Genomic DNA, 13,615 nt, shown 5'->3' on the forward strand with positions numbered 1-13,615 from the left:
TTACTCCTTATGGGTTCGCTGCCAATCGGCCTGAACCATTCCGAAGATCTGGCGGTGCCGGTCGGCATGCATGCAGATGCCATCCCAGTCGGGGATTTTGCGAATCTTCTGCATCAGCAGACCGTCGGTGTCAAACCAGCGCTGCAGCACCCCTCCCAGAAAGTATTTTTTGCTTCTCAGTATCTCCACCGCTTCGCCGACCCACGCCTCACCCAGGTTGAGCCACATCTGGGTCACCACAATCCCTTTTTCCGCCAGGTCCTTTTCCAATTGATCCAGGCAGGCCCGAAAATCCGCTCCCGTCGCATGCACGGCGATACGGGCCACGCCGGCGTAATCGAAGATCTGGGGGCGCAGGTCGGTTACGCTGCCGGACGGTACGGGGGACTCGGCCGGACGAAATTCGCGTTGGTCATCCAGCCCCGCGTAGAGGAAATCGAGTTCCGTCCTATAACAGCGGGGCAGGAACACCGCATGGGACTTTTTGCGAAAGGTCCGGAAATCGAGAAACGCCGCCACCCGGCCGCTGGCACTGCCCTCCTTCCGGTAGGCGGCGGCCGGCATAAGATCCACCTCCAAGGCCCTGGAAATGAAGTTCATCTTCATGGTCAGTTTCTGGCTGTAGGGGTGGTTGCAGACCGGCTCGCCGAAGACAAGGTTGACCGCTGGCAGGGTTTTCGCCAGATCGAGACCGTGGGCGACCATTTCGGTGAAGATTCCCTTGCCGCCACGGAAGGCCGCGTGCACCACGCCGGCCCCGGATTCGTAGGTCCCCGGATGGGCGGCGCTGTTGTACAGGGCATTGTGGCCGACGATTTTTCCCCGGGCGGTGCGGGCCACGCTGGAGATCGTTCGTAGGGCCTCGTTTTCTCGGATCAACAGGTTCGGCTCCAGGTAGGTTTTTACCGGATAACCGCTGCCGTAAACCGACCGGAAGAGGCTGGCCACGCCTTCGGCATCCGCAGAGGTGAAGCGGTCGATGGTGTAGGCCTGTCCTGGTTCGACGTCAGCGCCGGGCGTTTGTTCAATACTCATGGGTGGGCCCCTTTGAAAACGATGAGGGCAGCGGCCAGAAGGCTCAGGCCGCCGCAGAGAAGGTAAAGGGTCCCGTATCCCGACGCGGCCAAAAGAGGGGCGCCGATCAGGGGGCCGAGGAAGAAACCGGCCTGGAACATCTGCATGCCGAGATTGATGTTAAATGCCCGATAGCGCTGGCAAGAGGCATCGAAGAGGAGGCCGTTGAATACCGGCATGGCCACCCCCCATCCCAGACCGAAGAACAGGCCCAGGCCAAAGAAGATCCACGGGTCGGGCGTCTGGGCCAGCATCCCATAGGCGATGCCCAGCCCCGCGAGGGTTGCGGCGGCCAGAATATGCTTGGGCAGACGGTCGAACAGGGACCCGGCGGCCAGGCGGACACCGATTTCACCGGCCGTAGAGAGGCTCAGAAAGAATCCCGCATAAGCCATTCCCAGAGATCGGCCGTAGCCGTCAAGGAAAAAGAAGACCATGGCATGGCCGCAATAGAGTAGCAGCATGGCGGTGAGAATCCGGAGGATGCGCGTATCGGTCAGGTTCTGCACGATCTCCCGGCCCGACAGGGCCGAGGCGCCGCTTCCGGCGACCGGTGAATCTTCGCTGCCGGACGCTGTTGCGGCAAGGGGCAGGATCAAGAGGGTCAGCGCGGCGAACCCGAGCAGGATGTGGTTGAATCCGCCCAGGTGCGCGTCAAGCGCCGGCAGCAGCGGCGGAATCAAGGTGTAGGGCAACAGGGTGACCACCGCCAGGTAGCCGAAGAACTGGGCGCTTTTGCCGTTGGGGATGAGACCGACAATCAGCGTTAAAAGCGCCGTGCCGAGAAGAGCAAAGGCCGTGCCGTGGAAAAGTCGCACCACCAGCATGCTCCAGAACCCGGTGGCCAGGGAATAGGCGGCCAGCGACGCGGCGGCCATGAGCGTACCGAACAGCAGCATCCGGCGGGCGTTGGCGGCATGGCACAGGGGGCTGATGACCGGCCGCGCGACCAGGGCGGCCGCTGCAAGCGCCCCCACGAGCAGACCGTAATCCGCCGCAGCGATGGGGAGAGTTCTCAAATGGTCAACGAAACCGAAGAAGACGGAGATATTGGCGTATGCCAGAAACGCGGCGATCATCAGAGAAACCGATCCCCTGGAAAAAAAAGGTATGGCGGAGAAGTTCTCCTTCTTATCCGCCGCGGCAGCCGTATCCGTCACAGGCCGTCCCCCTCCACGGACCGCTGCCAGTCGGCCCGGATGATTTCCAGCATCCGCCGGCATTTTTCCGTCGATATCCCCCCCGGGCGTTCTTACCACGCTGGAGACAACCCGCATCGCCGCGTTCTCACGGATCAGCAGATCCGGTTCCACATAGGTTCGAACCGGGTATCCGTCTCCATAAACAGCACGAAAAAGGCGGGCCACGCCGTTGGCATCCTTCGGCTCGAACCTGAAAACGTCCCAGGACTGACCGGGTTCTATTTCATCGTGTTCCGTCATTTTTTTCCTCGTTTTCCGATGTGAATACGGTGGGAAGCCGGAGCATCAGGTTCCCGGCCACCCTGCGCCGGTACTCGGCGGAAGCCCGGACATCGTCAATGGGTGCCACACGCTCGCGGACGGCGGGAATGACCGCGTCCAGGCTTTCCCGGGAGAAAGGCCTGCCCGCCAGGGATGCTTCGATGTCGGGAAACCGCAGGACCCCGGGCCCCACGCTTCCCCAGGCGAACCGGGCCTTCTCGATCCTCCCGTCGGGGGATATGGCCAGGAGGGCCGCCAGACTGGCCACGGCGCAAGCCATGGCCTTCCGAAGCCCCACCTTTTCGAAATGCTGAAGCAGCCCCTCCTCCGGTTTCGGGATAACGATCCCCGACACGATCTCCCCGGGGACAAGGGCCGTCTTCCCCGGCCCATGGATAAAGGCATCCAGGGCAAGACGCCGGGTGCCGTTTCCCGATGCCAGGACCACTTGGGCGCCGAGCACGACCAGGGGCGGAAGGGTGTCGCCGGCCGGAGAAGCGGTCACAATGTTGCCGCCAAGGGTGCCCATGCGCCGGATATGAGGAGACCCCAGGGTTTTCAGGGCCTGGGCCAGCACCGGAAAGAAGCGGGCGATCGCCGGGGCTTCCAGAAGCGCTTCATGGGTCGTCCCGGCCCCGATCCACACCTCCTTCGGATGCTCGACAATCCCGCGAAGGGCGTCAATTCGGTCCAGACAAACGAGGGCCCGTGGATTGATTTTTTTACTCCGCAGCCAGACCAGCAGATCCGTGCCGCCGGAAAAAACCCGTGCCTCGGGATGCGCCGCCAGGAGTTGCCAGAGGGCTTCGAGGGATTCCGGAAGAAAAACCGGTCTCGGGTTCTCTTCCTTTGAATCGACGGTGACGGATCGGGTGCCCGCGGTCTCTTCCCCGGACCCGCTCCGGGGAACCGCCTGCTTCAGGTCCACGGAAAGCACGGCATCCAGGATTTTTTCGTAGCCGGTGCACCGGCAGAGGTTTCCGCTCAGGGCCGCCGCCGCTTCCGGACGCCGGGGGTCCGGATTCCGGGAGAGAAAATCCATGGTGGTGAGGATCATCCCCGGGGTACAGAATCCGCACTGGACCGCCCCCTTTTCCATAAAGGCCTTCTGGACCGGATGAAGCGTCCCGTTTTCGGAGAGCCCTTCGATGGTGGTGACGCGTTGACCGGAGAGCTGGGCGGCGGTCATCAGACAGGAGAGACGGGTCCGGCCGTTTATCAGCACGGCGCAGGCCCCGCACTCCCCGGCGCCGCACCCCTCCTTTACGCCGGTAAAGCCGAGATCTTCCCGGAGCAGATCCACCGCCCGCCGGTCGGCCGGCGCATCCAGGCATACGGCCCTTCCGTTCAGTTGGAATTCAATCTTCATGGTGCGTCCTTTTTCACAAGGGCCGTCAGAATCCGCTCCGGGGTCATGGGAAACTTGAGAAGCCGAACTCCGCAGGCATCAAACAGGGCGTTAGCGACCGCGGGCAGGGGGATATCGATGCCGATCTCTCCGGCTCCCTTGAGGCCAAACGGCCCGGCCTCCTCAGCCAGAGCAACGGCCACGGATTCGATCTTTGGCGCGTCCAGGGCGGTGGGAATGATGTAGGTGGTGAAATCCCGAGTCATCATGCGGCCCTTATCTGCAATCACCTCTTCGTAGAGGGCGTAGCCCAACCCTTGAACCACGGCTCCCTCCTGCTGCCCGGAAAAATTCTGAGGGTTCAGAATCCGTCCGCAATCGTTCACCCCAAGATATTCCGGCACCGACACCTGCCCGGTCAACGCGTCCACCTCCACCCGGACCAGGTGCGCCGCATGGGAGAAGATGGAATGCGGAAAACCGTGGAGCCGCAGGTTCCCATCCGGGTGGGGTGCCTCCCCCGAAACAGGGGCGCGGTAATGATAGGTGGCGAAGCGTTCAGCGGGGTTCAGGAACATCCCCAGGCGGGAAAGGGTTATTTCCCTCCCCGTGGCAAGATGCCGGACGGCGCCGGGAACCAGTATCAGTGCCGACGTATCCGAAACCATAAGGGCATCGGCCGCCCGGGCGAAAATCCGCTCTTTGAGGGCCCTTGCAGCTCCAATCAGGGCATTTCCGTAGGTGAAGGTGGTCCGGCTGGCCGATGACGAGCCGCTGGGAAATGTTTTGTCCGTATCGGGCAGAACGGGGATCAGATGTCCGGGTGGCTGTGAGAGGATGTCCCCCGCCATCTGGAGATAGGCGGCGGCGTTCCCCTGTCCCATATCCACGACACCCGCCATTACCTCAAACCTGCCGTCATCCATGAGGCGGATACCGGCCGTGGCAGAGTCGGGAACCGTGGGGCCGTAGCCCATGCCGTGGGAGATGCAGGCGATCCCGGTCCCGCGCATTGTATTGGGCCCAGCCGAAGCCTTCCAGTGCTCCCGCTCTTTCCATAGCGGGTGAGCCTCCAGGGTTTTCAGACATTCCAGGAGCCCCACGGAGCCCTGACGGGTCACCCCGGCCGGGCACCGGTCTCCCCGGACCAGGGCGTTTTTTCGCCGCAGGGCCAGGGGGCAGATCCGGAGTTTTGCCGCCACCATGTCCATCATGGACTCCATGGCTGCGGCCACCTGGGGCACGCCGAAGCCCCGGAAGGCGCCGGATACAGGGTTGTTGGTGTAGGCCGCCCAAACCGCGAGATCGGCATGGGGAATCCGGTAAGGCCCGCCCGCATGCTCGAGTCCCAGGGCCGCGACCACCCCGCCCAGATGGTCATAGGGGCCGGTGTCGAGGTAAATGCGGGCGCTCACGGCTTTCAACGTGCCGTCACGGTCGGCCCCCAGCCGGTAGTAGAGCCGGGCCGGATGGCGCTTGACGCCGGCCAGAAAGCTTTCCTCCCGCCGCCACCACATCTTGACCGGCCGGCCCGGGCAGCTCAGCGCCGCCAGGGCCAGAAGACTCTGCACGGTGATGCCGTCCTTGCCGCCGAAGGCGCCGCCGCAAAAGGGCGCCCGGATGCGGATGCGGTCGACGGCCAGCCCCAGGGCCTCGGCCACTTCCAGGCGGTCCCGGAAGGGGGTCTGGGTGGAGACGGTGATGTCGAGCCGCCCCTCGTCGTCAGCCAGGGCCCAGCCGTTTTCGGTCTCCAGAAAGGCGTGGGCCTGGCGGGGCAGGTCGAAACACCCCTCCACGACAGCGTCGCAGTCGCTCAAGGCCTGCTGCGGGTCCCCGTTTTGGATGGTGGCGTGGAAGAGGGTGTTGCCGCCAGCGTGATCCGGATGGATCAGAGGGGCATCGTCTCTCAGGGCTGCTTCGGGATCGAAGATTGCCTCCAGGGGGTCGAGATCGAGGACGATCCGGTCCAGGGCCGCCTCCAGGGCCGCGGAGCTCTCGGCGACCACCAGGGCTACGGCATCCCCGCAATGGCGGACCCGATCGTCGGCCAGCACTGGCTGGTCCTTGCGGATCACGCCCTGGCGATTGGTGCCGTTTACATCACGGGCGGTGAGCACGGCCCGGACACCAGGAGTGGTTTGTGCCGCTTGGATGTCGATGCCGCGGATGCGGGCGTGGGGTACGCCGCCCCGCTTGACGCCGGCCCACAAAAGGTCGTTTCCGTAGGTGTCGATGGAGAATTTCTCCGCACCGGTGGCTTTGCCGAGGGCGTCGGAGCGGGGCATGGCTTCACCGATCTGGTATACGCGGTGGTCAGGCGGCATGATTCAACACCTCGTGCAGCGCATCCACCAGGGCGGTCATGGCATCGGGCAGACCGATGGTGATGCGAATCCAGTTGGGGAAGCGGAAACCGGTCATGCTGCGTACCATCACCCCGCGGGTCATCAGCCGGCGATAGGCCAGGCTGTCGCTCATGGGCAGCCGCAGCATGATAAAGTTTCCCTCGCCGGCCACATGGGGCAGCCCCAACCGCTGGAATTCACGGGTCAGCATCGTCTTGGTTTCGCGCACCAGGGCCCGGGTGGCCCGCACGTGCGCTTCGTCATCCAGCGCCCGCAAGGCCGCTTCCTGGGCCAGGCCATTGACCGAGTAAACCACGCAGGTCCGCCGGATGATATCCACTACCGCCGGCGCGCCGGCCAGATAGCCGATACGCAGCCCGGCCAGGCCGTACATCTTTGAAAACGTCCGGAAGACCACCAGGTTGGGGTATTCCTCGATCAGCCGCAGCCCGTCGGGAAAGTCCTCCTTTTCCACGAACTCGCAATAGGCCTCGTCAACCACAACGATCTGCCGGCCGGCCACGTCGTCCAGGAATTTCCGCAGCCGCGCCTCGGACCAGTAGGTTCCGGTGGGGTTATTGGGGTTACAGACAAACAGGATCTTGGTCCGCTGGTCAATGGCCGCCAGCATGGCCGCATCGTCGAAAGTAAAATCCGTGAGCGGCACCAAGCGGGCGTCGATGCCGGAAAAGGCGGCGACCCATTCATAGACCGCAAAGGTTTTGTCGGCGGTGACGATATTGTCCCCCTCCTGGCAGAAGGCTTTGATGACGAACCCGATCACCTCGTTGGCGCCGTTGCCCACGAGGAATTGATCCGGGTGCAGGCCGAAACCGTCGGCCAGTCGGTGCCGCAGGTGGTAGGCGTCCCCGCTGGGGTAGATGGCCGCCCGGGGGGAGGGAAAGCCGTCGATGATCGTGCGTGCCGCCGACGGGGGGCCCAGGGGATTTTCGTTGTTGTTGAGGCGGAAAAGACGGGTGCAGCCCGCCATTTTCATCAGCACGTCGTCGGGTTTGCTGGGGATGTAAGCCTCGAAATGCCGCACATGCTCGGGCACCAAGTGATCGATGGTGGGGGTCATTGATCGCATCTCCGCTGGAAGATCACGCGGTCCGCGGCTCCGGCGTAGGGCAGGAGCAGCCGCGGCCGGAATCCGAGCTGCAGCAGGCCGGGGGTGAACTGGGCGTGCCAGGCAACCCCCAGGTCCATTTCAAAGCGGATGTCGGCCATGCCTTCCCTGTCCAGGAGCGCCACGTGGGCGGCAAGGTTTTCCGAACCGTCCCGGCCGGGCCAGATCGGCCTCAGGGTGGAACGGCCCAGGTGCCGGTCTGTCTCCACGCTGAGCACGGAGAAGGCCGAGTCGGTTTCCCCCTCGGCAACCACCGGCTGAATCTCCCGGGGAAAGACCAGGCGGCGGTATTCATCCCGCAGAAACGCTTCCAGGTCGGGGTGGGACCACACCACGCAGCCCGTGTCCTCGTGCATCAGGCGGAAGACGGCCGTCAGCGGGAGTGCTGCGCCATCCGATGCGGGGATGTCGAGGCTGCCCAGCATCTCGAAGTAGCCGTCGGGAAGCTGGAACGTGGGCATCCGGTTGATCAGCACCAGGGCCGGCGACCGGGCGATGTCCGCGATGCAGGCCTCTACCAGAGAAATGGCCATGTCGGAATTGCTCGGGTCGCCAAACAGGTAGGGCCCGAAACACGCCACGGTTCGGGTGCCCTCCCAACGCCATGCCATGCCACCGCCGATCTCGCCGCCCGGACCGACGAGCAGGCGGAGCCGATAGTCTCCGGCGTCGGCCATATCAACCATCTTCCCCGGGTAACGGAAATCCATCGGGAAAAGGGTCTGTGGGTAACACTGGTTTACCAGGCGAACGAACCATTTGATCTGCGCCGCGTCGGGCACTTCGAGGCGGACGTTGGCCAGGGCGTCGGGAATCTTCAATGGTGTACCCGTGTCGATGCCGGGGTATGGCCGGTCCTTGACCAGGGAGAGGCGCAGGCGGCCGCCGGCCGGGCGGGAGACGCGAAAGCGGTCGGCCAGGCGCGATGCGATCAGAAGCCCCATCTGGTCGAGCCCGATCTCGTCATCCGTGTCGATGGTGGTGGTCATGTTAAAGGCCCGCAGCTGCAAGTCGCCGATCGGCAGGGAGATGTCCGTCTCGACAAAATGGCTGCCGGACCGGCAATCGATGGTCACATCCTGGCCTTGGCTGCCGTCGATGCGGGTGATGTAGGCGACGGTCTCCTCGGCGGCCAGGGCGAGTTCCTCGGCTGCATCGACGGAAAGCCCGAACCCCCTGGCGGCCTGCCCCACGAAGGTGGCTGCCAAGGGAAGGAAGTTCTCATCCACGGGCATGTTCAGGGAAACCGGTTTCAGCTTTTTTTTTGACATGGATACCCCCCCAAAGGGGAAGTATCGGCCGATTGCTGGATAGGTTTAGGCGTTTTTCAAAAGGCCGCTGTCGGGGATGGATGGAAACCGGAAGTTCTCACCCCTTGATGACAACGATCGGCCGCAGCCGGGCCACCTTTTTCGAAATACCGGCCCCGTGGACGCTCTCCACCACCTGGTCGATGTCCTTGTAAGCGTCGGGCATCTCCTCAGCCAGGGTGCTGCGGCCGGTCCATTTGACCAGGATGCCCTTGTCGGCCAGTTCGCGGTGGATGGCGCGTCCTTTGCTTTTTTTCTTTGCGGCTTTGCGGCTCAGCACACGGCCGGCGCCGTGGCAGGTGGAACCGAAGGTTTCGTCCATGGCCTTTTGAGTGCCGACGAGAACGTAAGAGGCGGTGCCCATGTCGCCGGGAATCAGGATCGGCTGTCCCACGTGCCGGTAGGCCTCGCAGATTGCCGGATGGCCAGGGGCGAAGGCGCGTGTGGCCCCCTTGCGGTGTACACAGACGGTTTTGGGTTTGCCGTCCACGGTGTGGGTTTCGCGTTTGGCGATGTTGTGGCAGATGTCGTAGACTTGATGCATGGCCAGCTCCCGTGGGCCGATGCCCAATACCTGCTGGAAGGTTTCCCGGGCGCGGTGCAGCAGGATTTGGCGGTTGGCCCAGGCGTAGTTCGCCGCGCAGGCCATGGCGGAAAAATAGCGCTCGCCCGCAGCGGAGCGGATCATGGCGCAGGCCAGCTGGCGATCGGGAAGCGCGATACCCAGGGTTTTGACGTGTTTGTTCATGAAGGCCAGCGAGTCGTCACAGATTTGATAGCCCAGGCCGCGTGATCCCGAATGCAGCAGCACGGTGACTTGGTTCTCGGACAGGCCGAAGGCCGTTGCTGTGGCCTCATCGAAGATTTCGTCCACCACCCCCACTTCGAGAAAGTGGTTCCCTGAGCCCAGCGTCCCCAATTGTTTGGTGCCACGCTCCAGGGCGCGCGAGCTGACCACGGATGGATCGGCCACGTCCATGCAGCCGCCATCCTCGGTGCATTCCACATCCGACGGGTCTCCCATGCCCTGGCGCACGGCCCAGCGGCCGCCTTCCCGCAGGACCTTCATTTCCTCTTTTAACGAGAGTTTTAGTGACCCGGTGGAACCCACACCCGTGGGAATGTTTTCGAACAGGGCCTGGACCAGGCGGCCGGTGACGGGACGGATTTCCTTCTCCTCGAGGCCGGTGGCGGCCAGGCGAACACCGCAGTTGATGTCGTAGCCCACGCCGCCCGGCGAAATCACCCCGTCATTCCAGTCGAAAGCCGCCACCCCGCCGATGGGAAAGCCGTAGCCCCAGTGCATGTCGGGCATGGCCATGGATGCGGTGAGGATGCCGGGCAGGGTGGCCACATTGGCGACCTGTTTGAGGGCCTCCTCTTCGGCCAATTGAGTGGCCATGCGATGGTTCATGAAGATGCGGCCGGGCACTCGCATGTTGCCGGTGCGCGGGATTTCATAACAGTATGGGGAAATTTGTCTAAGTTCCATGCCGGTTACCCCTGGTCGTGCAAGTGTTGGGGTTACACCATATCATGTGCAGCGGTGGTGGCCGGCCGCTTGTCAATCAGCCGGCAAAATACTTTTTAATCTGCTTATAGCTCTGATCGACATTGCTTCTGAAATTATCGCAGGCATCTTTAAAGGATTGATCCCAAAGTTCAATGGCCTTAAGGCTTTCAGCCGGTATCCAATCGGCCTGATCGATGGCAGAGTTGGCAATACGTTCGATCTGACCCTGGAGCAATGTCAACGCCTGGAAAAAATTGTAAAACACAACTTGGTTAAAGTCGACCATATGTTTAAACATTTGTTTTTGATCCATGGTTCTTTTTTCCTGGGTTGCTAATGGGTTATTTGACGGGCTCTTTTTCTTTGGCGGCCGGCTTTGGGGCCTTGGCAGGCACGGCTTTTGTCTCTTGAACAAGATGCTTTTCCAGGCCGGAAAAGCCACTTTCCACATAGGAATGAAAGCGCTTGAACTCTTCCTGGCAGGCATTGACCCAACTGTTTATTGCGTTCCGGGCCTCTTCCGGCATCGGCAGGTCGGTCTGGCTCACCATCGTTTCCATTGCCGAGGCGGCCTGTTCCTGGACGATTGCCACTGCGTTGTACCAATTGGTAAAAGCGATTTTCTGGAAATCAACGGCCTGTTTCGCGATTTGGTTGAAATTCATTTTCAGCGTACCTTTCTTTTGAAGAATTTGACCATTATTATCGCATCGCAATAATAATCAACATGTGGTTTATATTTGGGATAATAAACATATTAGGTAAACTGTCAATATAAATTTGTGCAATGCATCAATTTGTCAAGAAAAGCAGTAAGGACCATGCTTTCAGTCACCCGGGACGATCCCTGCGATACCTTCAATCCTGCCTACCCGATGCCAATCGACGTGCTGGTCAAGGGCATGGATTGATCACGCGGATACGTGCCTCCGGCTTCGGCTGCCGCCTCCCTCGAACAGGCGCGCTCCAGAACCCTGGCGCAACACGTTGCTGAAAAACAATGGGACTACGACACCCGCCGCTACTTCAAATCGCTAAATAGCGTCGCTGCTGAAACAGCCGCTACCGACACCGTCGTTTCCGATCCCGTGGTCAGCGCCGAACGGCAACGATTCCGGAAACTGCTCCAGGAGGCCGAGATCCTCCCTATCAGTCGACGTAGTTAACAGACCCCTTTGGGGTACGCTCGCCAACGGTGAACTTATTCTCAGCTGCGGCGTAACCAATGATGACGGCACACTGGAGCTGGTAGCCATCCGGGATGCCTGCCTCTTGCGCCAGAGCACGGTCATTTCCTGCATTCAACGCTAAGGTGGGGGAAACAATATAGCAGGAGCCCAGACCCAATTCGGTCGCTTCAAGAATCATGTTCTCCGCAGCGAGCGAGGTATTGACAGCGCTGTATGGAGACTCAGTCGGTCCGGAAAGAAGGAGCAGAACCGGTGCGCCATATAGCGGCTGATATCCTGGAAGGGAGACCCTCTGCTGTAAAAATTCTGATTATAACGGATTTTGGGGAGTTTGATTCCAATAAGCCGAACATACAGTGGCCTATCCCCCGACAAAAACACAACATGTTGATATTATTGAAGATTTGAGTCTAGACTTTTTACTAATAATTTTATATAGTTAGAGACACATCCCGCCAAAGGAGGTCTCTAACTATATGGGAATAGCAGATACAAGATCCGCTAACCGAAACAACAGAATCATATGTTTGCCCTTTTCTCAAGGCAATTATGAATGCAACATACTCAACCCGGTTGATTTCAGAACTTCCGTAAACAAAAGGATCGAACTGTTTCCGGAATTATTCCCGGCTGAAATCGAAAATGGATATCGGATGAAGGATCTTTATTACTCAAAAAAACAATCCATATGGATCCGTCGAATTAAAATATCCGGTGTTGCTTACACCATTCGTCCTTCATTTGTACTGCCATACCTCGTTGGATTTGTTGACGAAATCGAAGATGCAATGTTTTTTAGAAAGTTCGACATACCATTTTGGGCCATAAGTCGTGTTTTCGGAAAAGATCCCATGTATTGGTATCGAATCGAACAATCTATCGGGCGAAACAGCATTGTCGGAACAACTGTCCGAAATCCTCAAGATGTTCCCGAACATCTTGCCGCTGATGAAAAGCATACTCGAATTTTAGGTGAAAAAACGTATGTGGCCACGACAGTTGGTGATGGCTGTATTCTCGGTGCAGCCGTTGCCAAAGACGCCGGAGAACAAGCGTTAACAGATGCGTATCAAGTGTACAAACAAGAGGCCCAGTGTATAAAGCCGGAATATTCACCGGAAACCGTGAATATGGACGGCTGGAAAGCCACCCGAAATGCGTGGCAATTCCTCTTCCCGGCAGTAGTTATCATTTGCTGTTTTCTTCATGTGTTTATCAAAATTCGTGACCGTGCCAAAAAGAAATACCGAGATATTTTTGAAAACGCCGCATCAAAGCTATGGGAGTGTTATCGCGCTGAAAGTAAGGCATCGTTTTCCCAAAGAATAAGAAGGTTGTACGAATGGTGCGAAAAGAATGCTGTGCCATCCGTTATCATAGATCCCATAACGAAGTTACGGAAAAACATTGCCGCCTATCGTGTTGCCTACGATCATCCTAAAGCACACCGAACCAGTAACATGGTTGACCGGTTGATGCAAAGAATGGATCGCCACCTGTACAGTACCCAATATTTTCATGGATCGATGGATGCAGCGCAGTTGAGTATTCGAGGATGGACGCTCATCAATAATTTTTCACCATACAATCCTCGAACGGTTAAGTTGCACAATGGATTTAAAAGTCCGGCGGAACAGCTAAACCAATTCAGATATCACAACAACTGGTTGCAAAACTTGTACGTTTCGGCTTCTTTGGGTGGGTACCGGAGACCTCCCCAAAATCCGATATAATCAGTAAAAATTCAACGCCGGAATTGACCATAGCACTATGCGTCAGGTCATTGATCCGTTGTCGTAGCCCGGCATTACGGATCACTGAAATCTGAAATGCTCCGGCATTCGGAGCCCATTGACCCGCCTCGACGATTTTTGCCAGATCCTCGGCGAGGACCGGTTTATCCAAGTAGGCTCTTACGCTTTTTCTTTTTGTGATTGCTTCTGAAACATTCATTATCGTATATCCTCTAATGCATAAAGCGCCGACGGTTGCAAGCGGGTTGGGCTCTGCCGCAGGGCAATCGCAAGTAAAATCAAAAACCGGCCGTTCCTGAACACGCACCATTCCCGAAAGTGGGAAAATGCCAAATGAAGGATGAAATCGATTTAAAATAGATAGAATACCACCATTTGGCATTTTTCATTTGGTCTTTGACATTCATGGACGCTCTAATTTTGGGAAGAAAAGCAACCTGGAAATCTACATGCGGTTGCCCTGGGCTCTGCCGCTGCACTTCTGAGCAT

General features: G+C 59.2%; 12 protein-coding genes and 1 pseudogene. 2 read left to right on the forward strand and 11 right to left on the reverse strand.

Annotated features, from left to right (window positions below; translation table 11 throughout):
• The 9 genes from GN112_RS22565 to GN112_RS22605 all read right to left on the reverse strand — a co-directional run bounded on the left by GN112_RS22565 (position 1) and on the right by GN112_RS22605 (position 10,847).
• Positions 1-1,035, reverse strand: a complete 1,035-nt coding sequence (locus tag GN112_RS22565; protein WP_155312277.1) for a hypothetical protein — start codon at positions 1,033-1,035, stop codon at positions 1-3.
• The gene (locus tag GN112_RS22570) at positions 1,032-2,516 is read right to left on the reverse strand and encodes an MFS transporter (RefSeq protein ID WP_155312278.1); all 1,485 of its coding nucleotides are present in this window, start codon (positions 2,514-2,516) and stop codon (positions 1,032-1,034) included. The genes GN112_RS22565 and GN112_RS22570 overlap by 4 nt, the downstream gene beginning before the upstream one ends.
• Positions 2,500-3,906 carry an FAD binding domain-containing protein gene (locus tag GN112_RS22575; RefSeq protein WP_155312279.1) on the reverse strand — a complete coding sequence of 469 codons (1,407 nt, stop codon included), beginning with the start codon at positions 3,904-3,906 and terminating at the stop codon, positions 2,500-2,502. The genes GN112_RS22570 and GN112_RS22575 overlap by 17 nt, the downstream gene beginning before the upstream one ends.
• A complete protein-coding gene (locus tag GN112_RS22580; RefSeq protein WP_155312280.1) occupies positions 3,903-6,209 on the reverse strand; it encodes a xanthine dehydrogenase family protein molybdopterin-binding subunit in 2,307 nt (768 codons plus the stop codon). The genes GN112_RS22575 and GN112_RS22580 overlap by 4 nt, the downstream gene beginning before the upstream one ends.
• Positions 6,199-7,311 carry a histidinol-phosphate transaminase gene (hisC, locus tag GN112_RS22585; protein ID WP_231717095.1) on the reverse strand — a complete coding sequence of 371 codons (1,113 nt, stop codon included), beginning with the start codon at positions 7,309-7,311 and terminating at the stop codon, positions 6,199-6,201. The genes GN112_RS22580 and hisC overlap by 11 nt, the downstream gene beginning before the upstream one ends.
• Positions 7,308-8,630, reverse strand: a complete 1,323-nt coding sequence (locus GN112_RS22590; protein ID WP_155312282.1) for a hypothetical protein — start codon at positions 8,628-8,630, stop codon at positions 7,308-7,310. Before GN112_RS22590 ends, hisC begins: the two co-directional genes overlap by 4 nt.
• A 97-nt stretch (positions 8,631-8,727) precedes the next feature.
• Positions 8,728-10,161: an RtcB family protein gene (locus GN112_RS22595; protein ID WP_155312283.1), complete on the reverse strand. Its 1,434-nt coding sequence runs from the start codon at positions 10,159-10,161 to the stop codon at positions 8,728-8,730.
• A 76-nt stretch (positions 10,162-10,237) separates the two neighbouring features.
• Positions 10,238-10,495, reverse strand: coding sequence for a hypothetical protein (locus tag GN112_RS22600; protein WP_155312284.1), 258 nt, complete (start codon positions 10,493-10,495; stop codon positions 10,238-10,240).
• 28 nt (positions 10,496-10,523) lie between these two features.
• Positions 10,524-10,847, reverse strand: coding sequence for a hypothetical protein (locus GN112_RS22605; protein WP_155312285.1), 324 nt, complete (start codon positions 10,845-10,847; stop codon positions 10,524-10,526).
• 258 nt (positions 10,848-11,105) lie between these two features.
• Here GN112_RS22605 and GN112_RS22610 point away from each other — a divergent pair, with 258 nt between their 5' ends.
• Positions 11,106-11,348, forward strand: coding sequence for a hypothetical protein (locus GN112_RS22610; protein ID WP_155312286.1), 243 nt, complete (start codon positions 11,106-11,108; stop codon positions 11,346-11,348).
• Here GN112_RS22610 and GN112_RS22615 read toward each other — a convergent pair.
• Positions 11,332-11,634: pseudogene (locus tag GN112_RS22615) on the reverse strand (nitroreductase family protein); the annotation flags it as partial. The gene GN112_RS22610 and the pseudogene GN112_RS22615 sit on opposite strands and share 17 nt — an antisense overlap.
• 214 nt (positions 11,635-11,848) lie before the next feature.
• Between GN112_RS22615 and GN112_RS34485 the strand changes: the two are divergent.
• Entirely contained in the window at positions 11,849-13,105 is a 1,257-nt protein-coding gene (locus GN112_RS34485) for a hypothetical protein (protein WP_231716904.1), read from the forward strand.
• Here GN112_RS34485 and GN112_RS35385 read toward each other — a convergent pair.
• Positions 13,020-13,508: a nitroreductase family protein gene (locus tag GN112_RS35385; protein WP_197743375.1), complete on the reverse strand. Its 489-nt coding sequence runs from the start codon at positions 13,506-13,508 to the stop codon at positions 13,020-13,022. The two genes, GN112_RS34485 and GN112_RS35385, sit on opposite strands and share 86 nt — an antisense overlap.
• Positions 13,509-13,615: the final 107 nt, after the last annotated feature.

It is taken from the genome of Desulfosarcina ovata subsp. ovata (genome assembly GCF_009689005.1).
GTDB lineage: Bacteria > Desulfobacterota > Desulfobacteria > Desulfobacterales > Desulfosarcinaceae > Desulfosarcina > Desulfosarcina ovata.